Source organism: Corallococcus terminator (genome assembly GCF_003611635.1).
In the GTDB taxonomy this organism is placed as follows: Bacteria; Myxococcota; Myxococcia; order Myxococcales; family Myxococcaceae; genus Corallococcus; species Corallococcus terminator.
The window spans coordinates 1-20,366 of sequence record NZ_RAVZ01000172.1 but is presented as its reverse complement, the minus strand read 5'-3'; the positions used below and the strand labels follow the sequence as shown (position 1 = coordinate 20,366).

Below are 20,366 nucleotides of genomic sequence, written 5' to 3'. Positions count from 1 at the left end.
CCATCCCCTCCACCATCGACTCCAGGTACTCGCGCAGCTCTCTGTCCAGCTTGCGCATCTGTGCAGGGGTCATGACCTCGACGTAGATCATGCCCCTCGACTCGACGCAACTGACTGAGTAGTACTAACCCCCTTCAGGGAAGTCGGGTAAGGGGCTACCGGTTACGTCATGGAGAGGTGGCGTCCATGGCGTGGCAGCCAAAGCACTGGACGGCGCAGCAGCTTGAGGAGCGGCGGCTTGCAGCCGGACAACTCCTGCGACGGGGGCACCTGTCGCAGGTGGAGGTGGCGCGCCGAGTGGGTGTCAGCGAGGCCTCCGTCAGTCGTTGGGTGCGGCGACTGCACGAGGCAGGCGGCAGTCCACGCGGGTTGAAGGCGAGGCCGCGCACGGGCCGGCCGTCGAAGTTGAGTTCGGGTGAATGGCGGCAGGTGGCGGAGCTGGTAGGGGCAGGGGCGCGCACCTGCGGTTTCCCTACCGAGCGCTGGACGCTGACGCGAGTGGCGCACCTCATCCACCGCACGTTCGCAGTGCGCTACCACCCCAATTACCTGGCCGAGTGCCTTCACCGGCTGGGTTTGAGTCCGCAGCAGCCCCGCACGCGAGCCAAGGAGCGTGACGATGCGTTGGTGGAGGCATGGCTGAAGCGCGACTGGCCCCGCATCAAAAGGGGGCTCGAAGAAGCGGGCGGGCCATTGCCTTCGTGGACGAGACAGGTAGTTCGTTTCGGGCCCGCGTAGCGTCTACCTGGGCGCCCGTCGGGCATCCGCCCACCTTGCGCCGTCGTGACAAGCGGCGCGAAGTCTCCAGCATCGTCGCCCTCGTCGCCCTCGTTGCCCCGTACGGCCGCAGGCCGGCGCGCCTGTATTCGCGCCACCGAGAGGGAAGCTTCACCAGCCAGGACATCATCGCGGCCCTGCGCTACTTCCGCGGGAAGGTGGGCCGTCCTCTCACCATCGTGTGGGACGGCCTCAACCAGCACCACAGTGCCGAGACGCTCGACTTCGTCGCCCGCAACCCCGAGGACTTCCGCCTTGAGCGGCTGCCAGGCTACGCGCCAGACCTCAATCCCGAGGAGGGCTGCAACGGCGTGGTGAAGGCCGAGCTGCGCAATGCCACGCCCGACTCTGTCGTCGAGCTGCGCGCCCAGGCACGCGCTTCATTCGTGCGCCTGGGCCACCGCCACGACGTTCTCGCCGCCTTCTTCCTTCACGCTGGCTTGCGCCTTACCGGACTTCCCTGAAGAGGGTTAGGGCTCACGAGAACCCCGTGGGAGGCGGACAGTAGCGTGTGCCCTGGCAAGGTGTGGCAGGGGAGGAGCGCGGGTGGGCGTACCGGCGGAGGCGGCCGGAGAGGACGGTGCTGTACGAGGCGGTGAAGGACTGGAGTTGCCCCAGTCAAATCGGACAGCTCAAGCTTCTCAAGCGTCAGATGTATGGCCGCGCCAACTTCGACCTACTGCGTCGTCGAGTGCTGCTCACCGTCTGAACCTACGGTCCACACGAAGTGCGGGAGAGCCACGGAACCGGGCTACTCCCAGCCCCGCCCAATCGAGCCTCCGTGGGCGCGGGCGCTGTCCGTCCCTGTCCACCGCTGCTGTCTCCGCCGACTCTCGGCGCTCCTCCTCCTTGGGCCCCGCCGCTGTGGGAAGAGCCGGCTTCTGAGGCGCTTGAACCACTTACCCGCATCCGCTATCCGCGCGGCACTCGTTGACACAGCCAGGCTATTTCGTGCACAACATGCGATGACTACGCAACATGGCCAGGGGGTTACACCAAATCTTAGGCAGTAGCAGCGAATTCGTTTCGGGAAATCCATGCGGTCCGATCTCCAGCGTTTAGCAGACTAGAGCGGCCCAGGTGTCAACGAGCACACCGCCGAGGATGTCATGACGTCGTTGAATATCACTGGCACGTTCTATCCAAAATACCGCGCGATAAACCCCAGCTTCGAACCAGAGACTTTTTCGTGTGCCGAGCGGACCGTCTCTAGGCTTCTGACGACTGGTACCTCATCCGCCCATCCTGGAATTCTGCTTGGAAAAGTGCAGAGCGGAAAGACAAGAACATTCATAAGCGTGATCGCTCTCGCTTTCGACAATGGCTACGACATCGCAATCGTATTGAGCAAGAACTCCACGGCACTAATAGATCAGACCATAAAACGACTGCGGAATGAGTTCCGCCCATTTCTAGAGAACGAGGACGTTGCGATTTACGACATCATGAAATCGCCGGACTCGTTCACCACATGGGAACTCAATTCCAAACTCATCTTTGTCGCCAAAAAGCAATCTGACAATCTCAGGCGCCTTTCTACGCTTGTTAGCGAGAAGTGTCCCGCGATGTCATCGCGCAGAGTCCTCATCGTTGATGATGAAGCTGACAACGCTTCTGTTGGTTACACAAAACGGGACGGTGTCGTTGATGCAAATAAAATTGCGGCCCAAGTCAGTGCCCTTCGTTCGCATTTTGAGAAGACTTCCTTTCTCCAAGTTACAGCAACCCCATACGCCCTCTATCTGCAGCCCGACGACATCGAAGTTGCAAATGTCGCGGAATTTAGACCGACACGGCCCGCTTTCACCGAGCTTGTTCACGTCCCAAAAACCTATGTCGGCGGTGAGACATACTTTGGGATGGACGCGCAAGACGACGCAACCCTAGAGGGAATGGTGCATCGCACCGTTTCGGCCGCCGAGCTAGAGCGCCTTAAGAAGCATGATGGGCGCGCAGTCAAGCTCACGGACGTACTTACTTCGTCAGCCGTTGAGGGTTATCGCGGCGCACTGGTCACCTTCATTGTCGGGGGGTGCATCCAGCGCATCAATGGCGCGGCGGCCGGTGTCAGCCCTAAAAAGCTCCGTTATTCATTCTTGCTCCACTCCGAGGCAGGCAAACCCTCGCACGATTGGCAGAGCATTCTAACGCACTCGATTGTCGATGCGTTCCGCGCTGTGGCAGAGCAGAACAACGGCGTCTTCTCATTACTCACACAGACGGCGTACGAAGATCTCGCGCGCTCGTTGAATCTCGATGGGAAACCCATTCCCGCCCTGGACGCCACCCAGCGTGCCGTAAAACAAGCCCTCACAGGCGACGAGATTACGATCGCAACAGTGAACTCTGATGAGGATGTGGCGTCCCTGCTTGATGACTCAGGACAGCTCAAGCTTCGAAGCCCGTTGAATATTTTTGTCGGAGGCCAGGTACTCGACCGGGGCGTCACACTTTCTAATCTTATCGGTTTTTTCTACGGACGCCGCCCAAACAAGTTTCAACAGGACACGGTTCTCCAGCACTCACGAATGTACGGATACCGGCGGCCCGACCTTGCGGTAACGAGATTCTACACGTCGTCTGGAATACGACGCGCAATGTTTCAGATGGAAGAGTTCGACCAAATCCTGCGAGACGCCATTTTAAGTGGTGCGACGGATGGGGGGTCGAACGTGGTGCAATTCATTCGACAGGCCGGAGATGGCTCGATTGTTCCGTGCAGTCCCTCCAAAATTCTTCTTTCCTCCACGCAAACACTGCGCCCCTTTAAGCGGCTCCTTCCGATCGGGTTTCAGTCAGGGTATCGCACTGGTGCAAATGCCATTGCCCCTGTAGTATCTGCCCTCGACGCTGAGATTGAACAACTGTGCGGATTCGACCGCAATGAACCTTCGCTCGTGGCGCTGGACGACGCGCTGCGTCTGCTAAGCGCCATCGAGCCGACCCTGTCGTTCGGCGACGACGATGATGCACCGAGCTTTGACTGGACAGCCGCCAAGCTCGCCTTGCGCTACTTGAGCGGACTCCACCCCGACGACAAGAAAAAGGGGAAAGTACTTCTGTGGGCGTCGCACGGACGAGAATCCATGCGCATGGCAGGCACCAGCTCCCACGCAACCTACATTGAGACGCCTGATTCTGAAAAGACAGAGGGACGTCTCGCCAAAGAATATGCGATCAACCACCCCATTCTCTTCCTGCTTCGGCAGGAAGGCCTTAAAAAACTGGGTTGGAACGGCACCGCGTTCTATTGGCCTATAATCCGCGCGCAAAAGAACACGCCCTCCGCGATCTTCTCATCGCAAACCGTTGCGGACTAATGCTTGAGAACGACCGACTTCACTCAGACGAATCGTACTGTCCTGGTCGGCTTCTTCGAAGCCGTGCGTAGTCACGGAGCGTGACGTGCGACTTACTCGAGCAATTGATGACCTACGTGCATCGCTGGAGGAGGTCCGCCTAGCTGCACTAATGGACGACAAGACGATCTTGCGAAACGGCGCAGCGCTTGCTCAGCGCCTCGATGGTCTTGGGGACGGCGAAGATGAATACGTCGTGGTCTTCGGCGACCTCAACGGATTCAAGCTCGTGAATGACCGCCACGGGCATGCGGCAGGTGATGCCACTATTGAACGTGCGGGAAAACTGCTCTCAGTGACACTTGAGTCTTTCAAGGCCGAGGCCTTTCGTCAAAGCGGAGACGAGTTCGTCATTGTTTGCCAGAAAGAGCATGTTATTGAAGTGGGAGAAGCGCTTTCCGGGACATTTCGGTCGAACGTCTTTTTTCACAAAGACATCAAGATTGACATCAAGATGAGCTTCGGGTGGACAACGATAGGGATAGACGGCCCTAAGCTGTGCCTTGCACGTGCCGAAGAAGCATGTCGAGTCGCAAAGCAACGCGGGTCTGGGACTATGCTCGAGTGGGACAACAGTCACTCTCTGACGACCGAGGAACTACGCTGCAGGTGCACCAAGTGCGGTGCCGCCTTTCGGCTCACGCCCTCGAGCGCGCACCCTTTCAATCCCAACCATCTTTGGTGTCCGCAGTGCGGGCATCAAGCTTAGAGGGTGTTGTCGAACCCCGGGGCGGTGAGCAGCGTAGGTACATGGGGAAGAGCTACCCGTCGGACCTCACGGATCTGCAGTGGGCGCTGGTGGAACCATTACTGGAGGAGTTCTACCGACGGGGCGGCCGCCCGCCCCTTCACCCGCGTCGGCGCATTCTCGATGCCCTGCTGTACGTCACGCGAGGAGCAATCTCCTGGCGAATGCTGCCTCATGACTTCCCCTCGTGGGACACGGTGTACAGCTGCTTCCGGCGGTGGCGTGACGCAGGCTTGCTGGAGCACATCCACGCGGTGCTCCGCACGGAAACACGTCACCGCTTGGGGCGCGACGCGCACCCCAGCGCAGGCGCGCTGGACAGCCAGACGGTGAAGACGACGGAAAAAGGGGGCCCAGGGGGTACGACGGCGGCAAGAAGGTGAAAGGCAGGAAGCGACACCTGCTGGTAGACACCGAAGGTCTTGTCCACGCGCTGCGTGTCCACCCAGCCAGCGTTCAAGACCGAGACGGCGCGCAGCTTCTTCTTGGCGGCAAGTCCAGAGAGGGCTTCCCTCGCCTGCGCAAGCTCTGGGTGGATTCGGGCTATACGGGCCGGTGCAAGTGCTGGCTGGAGGAGAAGTTCGGCTGGGACGTGGAAGTCGTTCGCCGGCCCAATGAGGTGCGGCAACGCTGGTATGGTTTGCCTCCCGAGATCGAGCGCCCACCGTTTCCTCGCGGTTTCATGCTGGTCGCGCGCCGCTGGGTGGTGGAGCGCACCTTTGGCTGGCTCAATCTCTTTCGCCGCCTCAGCAAGGATTATGAGCAGAAGCCCGCATCCAGTGAGGCCTTCATCTGGTTAGCGATGACGGCCCTCCTGCTGCGTCGGCTCGCTCCTGCATGAGGGTTCGACAACACCCTCTAAGCCGTCATCCGCCGCAGGCTATGCGAGCGGCGCATCAAACCGCGCATCGCGCGCAAAGGAGTCGAGTCGAGCCAGAAGTTGGGACGCCACCGCTGGGTGGTGGAGAGCAGCCCGCCCTGGTTGCACCACCTCAAGCGCCTGCGCATCCTAGAGGAGCGCCGAGCCGACCTGCACCTGGCGCTCCTGCAGCTCGGTTGCTGCGTCGTACTTCAGCGCAGACTCCCTCGCTGGTTATGAAAGGAAGTCTTATTCGCCTCCCGCAACCACTGCGACAACGTCGGCTGCGACACACCCACCTAGCGGGCCAACGCTGCGGCACTCACCGCGCCCGGGCCCACCATCCGCTTCACCAACTGCGCCTTGAATCCATCCGTGTACGGCACTGCATCCTGCCTGCTCTCGCCCCCAAGGCGTGGTCATCCCGGCCGCTCAGCCGAGGCGACAACTTCCCTGACACAGGGGGCCCCTTTCCGGCCCGTGCTGAAAAGGGGCTTCTTGATTCATCCGAAGCGGGGCGCCGTCGGATTACTCGATGGTGGGGGCCTGGCTCATGCCGGCCGTCGGATCCGAGTGGGCCTGCCCGAGCGCGCCACCGAGCAGCGAGCTGCCCGCGGTGCCAACGGCGCCGACGACGCCCGTCACGCCCTGGGCCACGCCCTGCACGCCCTGGGAGACCGCCTGCACGCCCTGGGTGGCGGCCTGCACCAGCTCCGTGATGCTGCTGATCACGGAGGTGATGCCCTCCAGCAGCTTGCCGATGCTCTCGGTCTTGCTGGAGCCGCTGGCGGAGAAACCGTCCGTCTGGAGCGACTGCATCATGGGCGAGGAGAGCTTGGCGTCAGACTGCTGGGCGCCGCCAGGCAGCGAGGGCGCGGAGAGCATGGCGCCAGGCGACTGGACGCCGTTGATCAGCGAGGACGCGGAGAGCATGGCGTCAGGCAACTGGGTGGCGGTGTCGAGCAGCGAGGACTTGGAGAACCTGGAGTCCGGCTTCTGGGGGCCGTTCGGAGCGTTGGGAGAAGAGAGCTTGGAGTCCGGCTTCTGGGGGGCGTTGGGCGAGTTGGGAGAAGAGAGCTTGGAGTCCGGCTTCTGGGGGGCGTTGGGCGAGTTGGGAGAGGAGAGCTTGGAGTCCGGCTTCTGGGGGGCGTTGGGCGAGTTCGGCTTGGAAGACGGGAGGTCCTGCGCGGGGGGACGGCGGATGGCGTTGGTGGAGGAGCCGCGAGCGGAGGAGATCTTCATGGGGGAACTCGTTTCGGAAGAAGAGGGTGGTTACCGCGTTCAGCGTTGAGTCCACCCATAGCAGCGGGCGTGCCAGGGCCCTGGAGGCCTGGGGGAACGCGCAATCCATTGATCTTCCTCGGCTTGGATGCGCGCCAACGCGGCTCCCCGCGGCGCGGCCTGATGACCGCCGTCATTCCCTGATGTCTCCAGTCACCAGGCGCGGTCTGTGGCGTGGGGGGATTCGAACCCGTGTCGCACGGCGCCTCAGGTCGCGTCGTGGAAGATGATGCCCGCGGTATGTCTTTGCCCCGAACGCACCCGGCTGACGCCGTGCCGGAGGTTGACGCGGTAGGTGCCCCGCGTGCCCTGCACCGGGCGGTGATGCACCGCGAAGACGACCGCGTCTCCCTGCCGCAGCGGAACCACCTCCGGCCGTGACTGCATCCGGGGCCGCTGCTCCGACAGCACGAACTCCCCGCCCGCGAAGTCCCGTCCCGGCTCCGACAGCAGGAAGGCCACCTGGAGCGGGAAGACATGCTCCCCGTACAGGTCCTGGTGCAGGCAGTTGTAGTCCTCCGGGCCGTAGCGCAACAGCAATGGCGTGGGCCGCACCTGTCCCGCCGCGTGACAGCGCGCGAGGAACTCCGCGTGTGCTTCCGGATACCGCACGTCGATGCCCATCGCTGTGTTCCAGCGGTTCGCGATGGGCGCGAGCCGTGGGTACAGCGCCGTCCGCAGCTCCGACACCACCTCTGGTAGCGGGTAGTCGAAGTATTGGTATTCCCCCCGCCCGAATCCGTGACGCGCCATCACCACCCGGCTTCGGAACGCATCCTCCACGTCGTACAGCAGCGCCAGTGCCTCGCATTCCTCGGGGGCGAGCAGCCGCTCCACGGTCGCGCAGCCCCGTGCATCCAGCTCCTTCTCCACCGCGCCCCAATCCACCGCGCCCACCCGGGCCGCAATCCCATCCACCGGGGGAGCCATGAGTGCCCGGGCCCTCATCGGCTCGCCTCGCGGTCCAGCAGTGCGCGCTTGCGCTCCACTCCCCAGCGGTACCCGGACAGGGCTCCGTCGTTGCGCACCACCCGGTGGCAGGGAATCGCCACGGCAATCGCATTCGCGCCGCACGCCTGCGCCACCGCGCGGACCGACTTCGGTGAGCCGATGCGCTCCGCGATGTCCGTGTAGCTGGCCGTCGTGCCCGCCGGAATCTCCCGCAGCGCTTGCCACACGCGTTGCTGGAACGCCGTGCCGCGCACATCCAGGGGCAGGTCCAATCCCACGCGGGGGGCCTCCACGAAGCCCACCACCTTCGCCACCAGTTGTTCGAACTCTGTATCGCCTCCCACCAGCGTCGCCTGGGGGAAGCGGTCCTGGAGGTCCTTCGCCAGCGCGTCGGGGTCCTCTCCCATCAGGATGGCGCACACGCCCCGGTCGCTCGCGGCCACGAGGATGGGGCCCAGGGTGCATTCAGCGACAGCGAAACGGATTTCAGTGTTCGCGCCACCGGCGCGGAAGTTCGTCGGAGTCATGCCCAGGACCTGGCTGGAGGTTTCGTAGAAGCGACCGCTGGAATTGAAGCCGGCGTCGTAGATGGCTTCGGTGACGGAGCCGCGCCGCGTGAGGCCGGTGCGGATCCGTTCAGCCCGGTGCGCCGCAGCGTAGGCCTTGGGCGTCAGCCCGGTGACGGCCTTGAAGACGCGGTGGAGGTGATGGGGGCTCAGGCCCGCGCGCTCCGACAGCTCCTCCAGGCTCGGGGGTTGCTCCGCTCCCTGGATGAAGCGGCACAGCTCGGCCACCTGATCCGCGTGCCGTGAAGCGAGCGACGGCTGGCCCGGCTTGCAGCGCTTGCACGCCCGGAACCCCGCCTGTTCCGCCTCGGCGGTCGTCGCGTGGAAGCCGACATTCTCCGGCCGGGGCGTCCGGGCCCCGCAGGACGGACGGCAGTACACGCCCGTCGTCTTCACGGAATAGAAGAAGCGTCCATCCGCGCCCGCATCCCGTGCCACGACCGAGGGCCAGCGCGGGTCGCCCTGTGTCACCGCCGCGAGGGCTTCCACCTTCGTCTTCACGTGCGTTGCCTCCCAGCGGTCCTCATGACCACGCCAGGAAACTAACCCCGGCGCTCCAGGCCAGCACTCCGCGTCTTGCTCTTGAATTCGGAAGGGCTCCCGCGCCCCGGCCACCCGGAGCGCGGGACCCCGCGAAACCGCTACCGGCAGGCGTCCACGAGCCGGCGCTCCGGCCGGTGCGTCCAGCCGCGCTCATGGAAGGCGGCGCCCACCACCAGCGGCATCGTCACCGTGGCCTCGCCGTACACCATCTGTTCGTGCACGGTGGACACCTTGCCCCAGCTACTGGCCTCGCGCAGCGTGGACCCCGACAGCGCGCCGTCGCGCTCGTCCGCCACGGTGAGCTGCACCGCGTACTTGTGCATGGACACCGGCCGGTCCACGAAGTCCGCGGCCACCACGATGTCCTGGGCGAAGTTCTTCGGCACGCCGCCGCCCACCATGAAGAGGCCGGAGTCCTCCATCGCCAGCCGGCACTTCGTCAGCTCCAGGAAGTCCCTCGCGCTGTCGATGGACACCTGAGGCTTCCCCGTCCGGTGCCACTGGTGGTGCACCAGCCCGAAGCCCGCGGAGCAGTCGCTGAACGCCGGGCAGAAGATGGGCACGCCCGCTCGGTGTGCCGCCAGCACCACGCTGTCCTGCGTCTTCGCGTGCGTCTCCAGGTAGCGGCCCATCTCGGTGATGAACTCGCGCGAGGAGTACGGCCGGGGCTCCAGCTCCGCGGCGATGGCCGCGATGGTCGCGTCGCACACGCGAAGCTGGTCCTCGTCGATGTACGTGTCGTAGATGCGGTCGATGCTCAGCTCGCGCAGCGCGTTGTCGTCCGCGTCCGCCCGGCCCTTGTAGTGGTGGAAGCCCAGGGCCTCGAAGAAGTCCTGGTCCACGATGAGCGCTCCGGTGGAGACGATGGCGTCCACCATCCGGTGACGCACCATGTCCACCACCACCTGCTTCAGCCCAGCGGAGAACAGGCTGCCGGCGAGGCAGAGGATGACCCCGCACTTCTCGTCACGGAGCATGGCGTCATAGAGCGTGGCGGCGCGGCTCAGGTTGCGCGCCTGGAAGGCCATGTGGCCCATGGCCTGGACCACCGGGCGCACGTCGAACGCCTTGATGTCGATGTGCTGGATGGTGTCGTGAAGCAGCGCGGACTTACTGGGAGTCGTTGTCACGGCGGGTGTACCCCGACGGCCATGGATGGAGGTCGGGAGGCCCTGGGCCGACAACAAGCGCCACCCGAGACGTCCTACGGTCCGGCCCGCGAACGGGGGAGACCGCCATCGGAGACGTCAGGTGGCGTGCGACATGCGCCCTCTACCACGCCAGCCAGGCAGGTGCGAGTCATTCACCGCCTGCACGCTCGCGGTCGGCATGACAGGATGCCGCGCCCCACTTCCCCATTCCCAGTGCGAGATGAGCAAGCCATGCCCCACCTCCGACTGATGTGGAAACGCTCCCATCTGCTTGGCGCCACGTTGCTGGCCTGCGCCGCGGCCCCCGCGTGGGCGGCCCCCGCGCCCATCTCCGTCCCCAACGCCGGCTTCGAAGCCACCGCGAGCGCGGGCCTCCCGAAGGGCTGGTCCTCATCCGGCCAGGGCAAGGTGTCCACCAGCACCGACGCGAAGGCGGAAGGCAGCCGCGGGCTCGTCATCGAAAGTCCCCAGGGCGGCGCGGAGACCACCGTGCAGTCGGAGCCAGTGAAGCTCCAGGTGGGCCGGCTCTACCGGCTGAGCGCGTGGGTGCGCACGAAGGGCGTGCAGGCGGATGCGCAGGCGCGCTACCCCACGGCGCTGGGCGCGTGTCTGTCCATGCAGAGCTTCCCCTTCACCAACTGCTCGCCACCCCAGGGCGCGGATGCCAGCGGCCGGGTGCAGGTGATGTTCTTCGCCACCCAGTCCACCGACCGCGTACAGGCGCACCTGGGCCACAACGGCAAGGCCACCGGCACCGCGTGGTTCGACGACGTGAAGCTGGAGGAGGTGGATGACATCACCGCGTACGTCCCCATGGAGAGCGTGCGCTGGGCTGGCAAGGGCTTCCGGTATGACGACGGCGGCTGGGTGTACGTGCACATCGAGGGCGAGCCCTACGAGCGCGGCCGGCAGTTCGGCGAGCTCGTGTCGCAGGAGATCGTCCGCTACATCGAGAAGCTGGGCATCCAGAAGGACAAGGCGGACGCCGCGAAGGGCTGGGCGCAGGTGCGCCTGCTGGCGGACTCGCTCTTCCTGCGCCGCTTCGACCCGGAGTTCCTGGAGGAGATGAAGGGCATCGCGGACGGCGCGAACGTGGCCGGCGCGAAGTTCAAGGGCCCGGATGCGAAGGAGCGCGACCTGGATGTGCTGGACATCGTCGCGCTCAACTCGGCGGTGGACCTGGGCCAGTTGGAGGACGCCAACCGGGTGACGGCGTCCCCGCTGTCCGGGCGCACCTTCCTCAAGGGCGAGGACGAGAACGGCCGGGCGGGGGAGGGTGACCACTGCTCGTCGTTCGTCGCCACGAAGTCCGCGACGAAGGACGGCCGCGTCGTCATGGGGCAGATCTTCATGTGGAACGGCTACACCGGCGTCCACTGGGACGTGGTGCTGGACGTGCAGCCGACGAAGGGCCACCGCTTCGTGATGCAGACCTTCCCGGGCGGCATCCACAGCGGCGCGGACTGGTTCCTCAACGACGCGGGCATCGTCATTGGTGAGACGACCGTGGGCCAGACGCCCTTCAACATCGACGGCACCCCGCAGAGCAACCGCATCCGCCGGGCCGCGCAGTACGCGTCGTCCATCGACGACGTGGAGCGCATCCTCAAGGACCGCAACAACGGCCTCTACACCAACGACTGGACGCTGGCGGACACCAAGACGGATGAGGGCGCGTGCCTGCTGCTCGGCACGAACAAGACGCGCCTGTGGCGCACCGGGAGCAAGGGCAAGCAGGCCGACACGCCCGGAAACCTCAAGGACTTCATCTGGGCCAACAACAACAACCGCGACCCGGAGGTGCGCAAGGAGTCCGTGCCCAACGCGAGCAACGCCCCGGTGGACCTGGCCTTCAACACCTGGAACCGCGACATCGCCTTCCAGGAGGCCTATGCCCGGTACGGCAAGGCCGGCTTCGACGTGGAGAGCGCCACGCGGATGCTCGCCACGAGCCCCATCAACCGTCCCCATGCGTGTGACGGCAAGGTCACCACGTCGGAGATGACGGAGAAGCTGATGTTCCTGGCGCACTTCGGCAAGACGACGCTGCGCGAGAAGATGGTGGGCAGCCGCTGGATACCGGACCTGCCGGGCGCCACGCCGCACCTGTCGCTGGGCTACACCGCCTTCAGCCCCATCTACGTGGCGGACAAGCTCAAGGCCGCGAAGGCGAAGCAGAAGCCCGAGCCCAAGGTGGAGAAGCCCAAGAAGGACTTCGCCCGCGTGAAGGACGCGCTCTCCTTCGACGAGAAGAAGCTGTGGGCCAACACCGTGTTCCCCGCCACGGATGGGGACAACTGGTTCGTCAGTGGTTCGGCCGCGTACTGGACCCAGCTCAAGGAACTGCCGGAAGGGGACGACGCGCTGGGCAAGGCCTTCGAGCAGCAGCGCGACGCGCTCGCGGAGCTCAATGCCCGCTACCTCTATGTGTCCTCGCGCGAAGGGGACGTGGTGCCCACGGCCGCGCGCACCGACTACGGGCGTTACGGCCAGTACGCGGTGCCTCGCATCAAGGGCACGTACCTCCTGCACCAGCTTCGGCTGACGCTGGGCAACGCGAAGTTCGCGCAGGTGATGGCGGCGGTGCACGGGAGATTCGCGAACAAGAAGCTGTCCACCCAGGACTTCATCAAGACGGCGTCGGAGGCGGCGGGCCGGGACGTGGCACCGCTGGTGAACCAGTGGGTGGCCCGGGAGGGCCTGCCCGCGCCGCGCCTCACCTCTCGCGCCCAGAAGGCGAAGGAGGGCTACGAGGTGACGCTGAAGGTGGAGCAGTCCGGCAAGCCCTGGCAGTTCGTCACGCTGGTGGAGGTGCAGACGGAGAAGGGCTCCACGTTGGAGCGCGTGGAGGTGAAGGGCGGCAGTGACACCTTCACCGTGAAGGTCGCGGACAAGCCGGTGCGCGTGGTGTTCAACGTGGGCAGTGACATCCCCGTGGCCCGCGAGCGCTACCAGACCCTGGCCAACACGCTGGACGACTGGGAGAAGCTGCTCTTCGTGTACGGCTCCGCGCGCCAGGTGGAGTCCATGCGCACGCTGGCGCTGAACTACCGCGAGCAGTTGGCGGACGCGTCGCCGGAGAAGCTGGCCCCGCTCAAGCCAGACGCGGAGGTGACGGACGCGGAGCTCGCGGATCGCGACCTCGTGGTGTTCGGTGGCGCGGAGGACAACGGGCTGCTCGCGCGGCTCCAGGCGGAGAAGAAGCTGCCGGTGGAGCTGGGCCGGCGCTACTTCCGCTGGCAGGGCAAGACGTACGGCCGCGCGGATGATGGCCTCGCGGTGGCGCTGCCCAACCCCTGGAACCCCAAGCGCACGCTGTACCTCTTCGTCGCCAACAGCGGCCTGGAGCTGTGGCACATGACGCGCACGTTCCAGCGTGGCCTCCAGAGCTGGGCCCTGTTCCGTGCCGGAGAGGTGAGCGGCAAGGGCTTCCACGCCACGGAGAGCCTCACACAGGAGCTGTCCGTGGAGCTGCCCGCACCCAAGCTGGGCATGCTCACGCCCTGAGTCGAAGGGCCGCCTCTTCCCGGTTGGAAGCCCTGCGCTTCCACCCGGGCCTGACTCACTGACGGTCAGCAGGTGGTCCGCCCCTCGGCGGGCCGCCTCCCGTCCAGCGTCCAGCCAGGCCCCGGTCAGGCGGCCTCCCCCCTCACAGCCCACCCTGATTTGACTCCGGGACGGAGAGGGTTAAATCTCTCTTCAAGAAATGAATCGAGATTCAAAATCTGAGGCGCCCGTCAAAAAGCTGCGCTCTCGCCTGAAAGAGGCCACCGCCGATGCCATCCTGGCGGCGGCCGCGACGGTGTTCGCGCGGGAGGGCCTGCACGCGGCGAAGATGGAGTCCATCGCCGAGCAGGCAGGCGTGTCGGTGGGGACGCTCTACAACCACTTCACGGACCGCGCGGCGCTGCTGGAGGCGCTGCGGGCGAAGCGCCGGGAGGCGTTGCTGGAGCGGCTGGATGCCTCGCTGGCCCAGGTGGAGGGGCAGCCCGCCCGCGTGCAGCTTCGCGCCTTCGTAGTGGCCGTGTTCGCCCACGTGTCGGAGCACGACGTCTTCGTGCGCTTGCTGATGCAGCTTCCCGAGGATGCGGCCCGCACCCAGAACAAGAGCCGCGTCCTCGCGGAGCTGAACCGGCGCCTGGAGCCCATCCTCGACCGGGGCATCAAGGCCGGGGAGCTGCGCGCGGAAGGCCGGGCGTTCTACCCGGCCCTCCTGGTGGGCATGGTGCGCGGTGCGTTGGACCGCCTGCGCGAGGGCGACCGCGCGAGTCCTGCCGCCGCGGCCTGGGCGGAGGAAGTCCTCCGCGTCTTCCTGAAGGGAATCGAGGTCTAGCGCCATGGCGACCCCACCCAAGGCCTTGCCGAACAAGTGGCTCGTCACGTTGTCGGTGACGTTCGGCACGCTGATGGGCGCCATCGACTCGTCCATCGTCAACGTGGCGCTTCCCCAGATTCGCGGCGCCGTGGGCGCCACCGTGCAGGAGATCACCTGGGCCACCACTGGCTTCGTCATCGCCACGGTGATGGTGATGCCGCTCACGGGCTTCCTGGGCCGCCTGTTCGGCCAGAAGCGCGTGTACCTGGCGTGTCTGGTGCTCTTCGTCGCGGGCTCGTTCCTCTGCGGCTTCGCGTGGAACCTGCCGACATTGGTGCTCTTCCGCTTCCTCCAGGGCCTGGGCGCGGGCGCGCTCCAACCCACCGAACAGGCCATCCTGCGCCAGACGTTCCCGCCCAAGGAGCAGGGCACGGCGATGGCCATCTTCGCCATGGCCGTCATGGTGGGCCCGGCCATCGGACCGACGCTGGGCGGCTACATCGTCGACAACTTCCACTGGTCGTGGATCTTCTTCATCAACGTGCCGGTGGGCATCCTGGGCTTCTTCATGGTGGCCCGCTTCGTCCAGGAGGACGAACAGCTTCGCGCCACCGCGCGCGTGGAGGCCGAACGCCAGCGCAAGCACATGGACTGGTCCGGCATCACGCTGCTGTGCATGGGGCTCGCATCGCTCCAGTACTTCCTGGAGGAGGGGCAGGCGGATGACTGGTTCGAGTCCCCCGTCATCGTCATCTGCGCGCTGTTCGCGGCGACGTGCCTCATCGCGTTCGTCATCCGCGAGCTGACGGCGGTGGCGCCCGCGGTGAACCTGCGCCTCTTCAAGGATCCGGTGTTCGCGTCCGGCACGCTGCTCAGCGCGCTGGTGTTCGCGGTGCTCATGGCCAGCATGTTCCTCCTGCCGGTGTTCATGCAGGAACTGCTGGGCTTCACCGCCACGCAGTCCGGGTTCGCGCTGATGCCCCGCACGCTGGTGATGCTGGTGATGATGCCCTTCGTCGGGCGGCTGTACGGCAAGGTGCCGGCGCGGGTGCTGGTGGCCGCGGGCATCGTGTTCGCGGGCCTGGGCGCCTTCGAGATGAGCCACTTCTCGCTCGCCACGGGCTCCGGGAACATCATCAGCGCCATCGCGCTGCAGGGCGTGGGCTTCAGCCTGATGTTCGTGCCGCTCAGCGCCACGGCGCTCGCCAACATCCCGCGCGAGCGCATGGCGGACGCCACCGGCCTCAATTCGCTGCTGCGTCAGATTGGCGGCTCCATGGGCCTGGCCATCTTCACCACGCTGCTGTCGCGCTACACGGTGACAGCCAAGGCCTCCATCGCGGCGCACCTGAACCCGGAGCGGTGGGAGGTCGCGGGCCGCATGGCGGCGACCCAGCAGGGGCTCATGCAGCACGGCCTGGATGCCGCCGGCGCGAAGGTGGCGAGCCTCCAGATGATGGCGGGTTCGGTGTACCGGCAAGCCATGGTGCTCGCCTTCGACAAGCTGTTCGTCCTCGCGGCGCTGATGTTCGTGGTGGTGCTGCCGCTCATCTACTTCCTCAAGGCCGCTCCCAGCGGCGGGGGCTCTCACGAGAAGCCCCACATCGACGTGGAGATCTAAGCCATGGCAACGACAACGACCGCGCCCCAGCTCGTCCCCGAAGCGGCGCCCGCGCCCTCCGCCGAGGCGCAGGCGAAGCGGGGCAAGCGGGGCTTCTTCATCCTGGGCGCCGTGGTGGCCGTCATCCTGGTGTCCCTGGGCGGCTACAAGCTGCTCACCGCGGGGCAGGAGACCACCGACGACGCGCAGGTGGAGGCGGACGTGGTGCCCCTGTCCGCGCGCGTATCCGGCCCGGTGGTGAAGGTGACCGTGGCGGACAACGCCACCGTGCACCAGGGCGACGTCATCCTGCAGATCGACGCGCGTCCCTACGAGGCCCGGGTGAAGCAGGCGGAGGCGGAGCTGGAGTCCGCGCGCGCCCAGGCCGTGGCGGCGGACGCGCAGGCCACCGTGGCGGCGGCCGGAGCGAAGGGTGGCCTGTCCAGCGCGAAGGCGCTCGTCATCACCAGCAACTCCGCGGTGGGCAGTGCCCAGGCGCAGGTGGCCTCTGCTCGCGCGGCGGTCACCCGGGCCGAAGCGCAGGCCCGCAAGGCGGCGCTGGACCTGGAGCGGGCGAAGAACCTGCGCGAGCAGAACGTCGTGGCGCAGAGCGCGCTCGATGATGCGCAGACAGGCAACGAGACCGCGCAGGCCGCGCTGGAAGGGGCCCGCGCGCAGCTCACCCTGGCGGAGGAAGGCCGGCGCACCGCGGAGAGCAAGGTCGCGGAGGCTCGGGGCCAGTTGGACGTGAGCGCTCCCATCGACGAGAAGATCGCCGCCGCCCAGGCCAATGCGTCGCTGGCGCACGCGCGGGTAAAGGGCGCGGAGGCGGCGCTCGACCAGGCGAAGCTCCAGTTGGAGGACACGCGCATCGTCGCCCCAGCGGACGGTCAGGTGTCCAAGCTGTCCGTGCACGCGGGACAATTGCTCACCCCCGGGCAGGCGGTGGCGGAGCTGGTGCCGCTCACCACCTACGTGGTGGCCAACTTCAAGGAGACGCAGGTAGGCCACATGCACGCGGGCCAGCGCGTGGAGGTGGAGCTGGATGCCTTCTCCGGCGAGAAGCTGGAGGGCCGGGTGGAGAGCCTGTCCGGCGGCACCGGTTCGCGCTTCTCGCTACTGCCTCCGGACAACGCGTCCGGCAACTTCGTGAAGGTGGTGCAGCGCGTGCCCGTGCGCATCACCTGGGTGCACCCGCCTGAAGGACTGACCCTGCGCGCCGGCCTGTCCGCTGGCGTCACGGTGCACACGAAGTAGTCGAAGCCTCACGAGAAGGGCGCCGCGCTCCGTCCAGGGGTGCGGCGCTTTTTCATGACCTCACAGGTCGACGAACATCTCCACGTCCGCGCGCGAATAGCCCGTCGCGGCCGCCAGCTCCGGGCCGCTGCGCGTGGTGACGAAGCCGTGCTTGCGGCCACGAAGGCGAACCGCAGCGACATCACCGCCCCGTTCCAGGCAACGGTCTGACTCTCCGGCGAGGGCGTCAGCAGCGTATGGCCCTCCGGGATGAGGGGCGGCGGCTCGGTCGAACCGGCGCCCAAGCCCGCATCCGGGCTGGAACCGGCATCGCTCCCGGCGTCCAGGCCCGGCTCGCATCAGGCGTGGAGCTGACTCACAAGCGCCCAGCGTGAACAGACAGGCACCGAGCATGAGGGCAGACAGTGATTGTTTCAGCGTGGAGATGGACGGACTTTCAGGGGGCCAGCGCTTCGAACTGGAAGGTATAGTCTCCCAGGTTCGCTTCGACGTCCGCGAGGAGTTCGATGAAGTAGGTCCCCGTCTTCGGGGCCGTGAAGTCCTGGACCCAGCGCGAGCCGACATGCGTGCGGGGCGCCGTCACGGAGCTGCCCATTTCATCGCGGATGCTGGAGGAGATCTGGCCCTGCTCCTCTCGCCACTCTGAACTGACCTGGTAGCGCTGTCCCTCGACGGCCTGGAAGGAGAAGACGTCGGGGTCGATGAGGTCGGTGACGTGGCCCTGGACGGTCTGTGCCGGTCCCGTGAGCGGCGTCGCCGTGGCCCGTGTGTCGCCATGGTCGTCCGCGCCCAGGTCTTCGAACTGGAGGGTGTAGGGCAGATCCACCCACTGTGCCGGGACAACGCGATCACCCTGCACCCGCAAGCCGTAGAAATAGGGCGTCAACGCCTTGAAGATCATCTTCGACTGAATCGGGTCGAGTTCACGTCCCGCATCAACGTTGCAGGGCGCCGGGCCTTCCGGGATGCACGACGCCCGGTAGAAGTGTCCGGGCAGGACGCCAAGGTTGAAGCCGTCAATGTCGCCGACGAAGTCAATTTTCCCCTGCACGGACGACGTTCCCTGGAGCAGCGTGGTCGCCGATGCCGCTGTGTCTCCATGCTCCTCCCGGCCCTTGTCCTTCAATACGCAGCTGTACATCGCGGAGGACGGAGCCGGGTTCAAGTCCTGGATGGAAACGTACTGCACCCAGGGATCGGTGAACTTGTAGGCCGTGGAGACCTGTGTCTGCGCGAATGAGGCACTGTCCACGAGGCTGTGAATCCCCCCCTTGAAGTCGAGGAAGTACAGCCGCCAGTCGTAGGTCGGGAAGGTGCAGTCGATGACGTAGACATGGTTGTAGATGGCATTGAAGGCAAACACATCCCGCGCACCGGGATGCCCACCCCGCCCCGTCAGGATCTTCTCCGAGGGATGCCATAAGGTCGCCATGCTAGGCAGATCCCCGTGGTCATCCATCCCCTGGTCCACGAAGCGGAAGACCAGCGGTTCCTTTCCCTGGAGCGGGGACAGCGAGACATCCACGGTATAGACCTCCCCTTCCTTGAGCCCTGACCAGTGCCAGGTGAAGGGGGTGTTCGTCGTGGGCTCGCCCTGGTCGACCACGTATCCCGCGGCGGCATGCAGGGTCAGGCTGTAGGAACTCCGCCGGCCTTCCGCGATGAAGTCGTAGTGGCGCCCGGCCCGGGCGATGAACGCGAACCGGCCCGACACTGGCTGGCCACTCCACGCAAGGGTATGGCTCTCCTCCGAAGGCGTCAGCGCTGTGTACTCCGGGAGGCCCGCATCCGGGTCAGACCTGATCCCGGCGTCGGTGCCCGCGTCAGGGGCGGGGTCGTCCTTGGAATCACAGGCGCCCAGCGCGAACAGGCAGGCACCGAGCATGAAGGCAGACAGCGGGCGTTTCAACGTCGGCATTGAATGGGCTCCCCCTCAGGAGGGCGCTCACTCTATGCGACGTCTGATACCCCGCCAATCCCCGCTCAGTACGGACTCGACGTGGGGCGGATGATGATCTCACTCACTTCCACGTCTGCGGGCTGGCTGATGGCATACGCGATGGACCGGGCAACGGCCTCCGCCGGAATCGCGTCCCTGCGGGACTCGCGCATGTAGGCCCGCGCGTTCGGGTCGCTGATGCTCTCCGCCAGCTCCGACGTGGTGACCCCTGGCGAAATCACCGTCACGCGGATGTCCGCGCCCACTTCCCTGGCGCAGCCCTTCGGAGATGGCCATCACCGCGTACTTCGTGGCGCGGTACACCGCCGCCGTCGGGCTCACCGCGTGCCCGCCAAAAGTGGTGCAGCGCGTGCCCGTACGCATCACCTGGGTGCACCCGCCCGAAGGACTGACCCTGCGCGCCGGCCTGTCCGCTGGCGTCACGGTGCACACGAAGTAGTCAGGGCAGAATCCGCACGAAAGGCGCCACGCTCCCATCAAGGAACGCGGCGCTTCTTCATGGCTTCACAGGTTGACGAACATCTCCACGTCCGCGCGCGAATAGCCTGTCGCGGCCGCCAGCTCCGGGCCGCTGCGCGTGGTGACGAAGCCGTGCTTGCGGTACAGGCCCAGCGCGGGTGCCAGCGCGCTGTTCGTCACCAGGTACATCCGCCGGGCACCGCGCTCCCGGGCCGTGGTCAGCGCGGCGCGCATCAACGCGTCGCCCAGGTCCCGGCCCCTCGCCTCCGGGGACACCGCCATCTTGCACAGCTCATACGTGTCGCCGTCCGCCTTGCGCAGCGCGCACGTGCCCAGCACCCGTCCGTCCACGAGGGCGAAGAGCACCTCACCGCCCGGGGCCACGAAGGTCCCGTGCGGATTCGTGAGCGAGGCCAGGTCCGAGCCCTCGATGCGGAAGTCCTTTTCAATCCACTGCCGGTTGAGCCGCTCGAAGTCCGCGCGGAAGGCTTCCCGCCAGGTGACGATCTCGACGGTGGAGGGGGGAGGGGCCATGGGCTG

The 20,366-nt window shown here is 66.0% G+C and carries 18 protein-coding genes; 11 read left to right on the top strand and 7 right to left on the bottom strand.

The genetic code is table 11. From position 1 onward, the window contains the following. Positions 1-186 precede the first annotated feature (186 nt). The 6 genes from D7V88_RS23495 to D7V88_RS23470 all read left to right on the top strand — a co-directional run bounded on the left by D7V88_RS23495 (position 187) and on the right by D7V88_RS23470 (position 5,725). Positions 187-738: a winged helix-turn-helix domain-containing protein gene (locus D7V88_RS23495; protein ID WP_120542887.1), complete on the top strand. Its 552-nt coding sequence runs from the start codon at positions 187-189 to the stop codon at positions 736-738. Further along, the gene (locus tag D7V88_RS23490) at positions 636-1,241 is read left to right on the top strand and encodes a transposase (RefSeq protein ID WP_120542886.1); all 606 of its coding nucleotides are present in this window, start codon (positions 636-638) and stop codon (positions 1,239-1,241) included. Before D7V88_RS23495 ends, D7V88_RS23490 begins: the two co-directional genes overlap by 103 nt. Positions 1,242-1,288: 47 nt before the next feature. Beyond that, positions 1,289-1,486, top strand: a complete 198-nt coding sequence (locus tag D7V88_RS23485) for a hypothetical protein (protein WP_147448835.1) — start codon at positions 1,289-1,291, stop codon at positions 1,484-1,486. A gap of 400 nt (positions 1,487-1,886) precedes the next feature. After that, entirely contained in the window at positions 1,887-4,097 is a 2,211-nt protein-coding gene (locus tag D7V88_RS23480; RefSeq protein ID WP_120542884.1) for a Z1 domain-containing protein, read from the top strand. Between the two features lie 151 nt (positions 4,098-4,248). Further along, on the top strand, positions 4,249-4,845 hold the full coding sequence (locus D7V88_RS23475; protein WP_120542883.1) for a GGDEF domain-containing protein: 597 nt from the start codon (positions 4,249-4,251) through the stop codon (positions 4,843-4,845). A gap of 41 nt (positions 4,846-4,886) precedes the next feature. Then, positions 4,887-5,725, top strand: a protein-coding gene (locus D7V88_RS23470) for an IS5 family transposase (RefSeq protein WP_244238338.1) whose coding sequence is annotated in 2 segments (ribosomal slippage) — positions 4,887-5,241 and positions 5,241-5,725 — 840 coding nt in all. Because the reading frame shifts where the segments join, the coding sequence is not laid out codon by codon here. Positions 5,726-6,271: 546 nt separating this feature from the next. On the opposite strand, the gene D7V88_RS45230 is transcribed toward D7V88_RS23470, so the two are convergent. The 4 genes from D7V88_RS45230 to D7V88_RS23450 form a co-directional block, all read right to left on the bottom strand. Then, entirely contained in the window at positions 6,272-6,985 is a 714-nt protein-coding gene (locus D7V88_RS45230; protein ID WP_120542882.1) for a hypothetical protein, read from the bottom strand. A 246-nt stretch (positions 6,986-7,231) separates the two neighbouring features. Further along, positions 7,232-7,954 carry a 2OG-Fe(II) oxygenase gene (locus D7V88_RS23460; protein ID WP_244238337.1) on the bottom strand — a complete coding sequence of 241 codons (723 nt, stop codon included), beginning with the start codon at positions 7,952-7,954 and terminating at the stop codon, positions 7,232-7,234. A 14-nt stretch (positions 7,955-7,968) separates the two neighbouring features. After that, complete coding sequence (ada, locus tag D7V88_RS23455) at positions 7,969-9,042, bottom strand: bifunctional DNA-binding transcriptional regulator/O6-methylguanine-DNA methyltransferase Ada (protein ID WP_120542880.1); 1,074 nt, start codon at positions 9,040-9,042, stop codon at positions 7,969-7,971. A gap of 140 nt (positions 9,043-9,182) precedes the next feature. Next, entirely contained in the window at positions 9,183-10,214 is a 1,032-nt protein-coding gene (locus D7V88_RS23450; RefSeq protein ID WP_120542879.1) for a 1,9-bis(guanidino)-5-aza-nonane synthase, read from the bottom strand. Positions 10,215-10,466: 252 nt separating this feature from the next. Here D7V88_RS23450 and D7V88_RS23445 point away from each other — a divergent pair, with 252 nt between their 5' ends. From D7V88_RS23445 to D7V88_RS23430, 4 genes are all read left to right on the top strand, one after another. After that, on the top strand, positions 10,467-13,742 hold the full coding sequence (locus tag D7V88_RS23445; RefSeq protein ID WP_120542878.1) for a C45 family autoproteolytic acyltransferase/hydrolase: 3,276 nt from the start codon (positions 10,467-10,469) through the stop codon (positions 13,740-13,742). A gap of 199 nt (positions 13,743-13,941) precedes the next feature. Next, positions 13,942-14,568: a TetR/AcrR family transcriptional regulator gene (locus D7V88_RS23440; protein WP_120542877.1), complete on the top strand. Its 627-nt coding sequence runs from the start codon at positions 13,942-13,944 to the stop codon at positions 14,566-14,568. A gap of 4 nt (positions 14,569-14,572) precedes the next feature. Continuing rightward, positions 14,573-16,171 carry a DHA2 family efflux MFS transporter permease subunit gene (locus D7V88_RS23435; RefSeq protein WP_120542876.1) on the top strand — a complete coding sequence of 533 codons (1,599 nt, stop codon included), beginning with the start codon at positions 14,573-14,575 and terminating at the stop codon, positions 16,169-16,171. A 3-nt stretch (positions 16,172-16,174) separates the two neighbouring features. Continuing rightward, positions 16,175-17,407 carry an HlyD family secretion protein gene (locus D7V88_RS23430; RefSeq protein ID WP_120542875.1) on the top strand — a complete coding sequence of 411 codons (1,233 nt, stop codon included), beginning with the start codon at positions 16,175-16,177 and terminating at the stop codon, positions 17,405-17,407. Positions 17,408-17,843: 436 nt separating this feature from the next. Here D7V88_RS23430 and D7V88_RS23425 read toward each other — a convergent pair whose 3' ends face one another. Together D7V88_RS23425 and D7V88_RS23420 are read right to left on the bottom strand one after the other, a co-directional pair. Continuing rightward, positions 17,844-19,325, bottom strand: coding sequence for a hypothetical protein (locus D7V88_RS23425; RefSeq protein ID WP_147448834.1), 1,482 nt, complete (start codon positions 19,323-19,325; stop codon positions 17,844-17,846). A 65-nt stretch (positions 19,326-19,390) separates the two neighbouring features. Beyond that, positions 19,391-19,612 (bottom strand): SDR family oxidoreductase, encoded by a 222-nt coding sequence (locus D7V88_RS23420; RefSeq protein ID WP_244238336.1) that lies wholly within the window; start codon positions 19,610-19,612, stop codon positions 19,391-19,393. Positions 19,613-19,635: 23 nt separating this feature from the next. Here D7V88_RS23420 and D7V88_RS43675 point away from each other — a divergent pair, with 23 nt between their 5' ends. After that, positions 19,636-19,806, top strand: a complete 171-nt coding sequence (locus D7V88_RS43675; RefSeq protein ID WP_167509874.1) for a hypothetical protein — start codon at positions 19,636-19,638, stop codon at positions 19,804-19,806. A 65-nt stretch (positions 19,807-19,871) separates the two neighbouring features. Here D7V88_RS43675 and D7V88_RS23415 read toward each other — a convergent pair. Next, on the bottom strand, positions 19,872-20,366 hold a 495-nt coding region (locus tag D7V88_RS23415; RefSeq protein ID WP_147448833.1), incomplete at its 5' end, for a GNAT family N-acetyltransferase.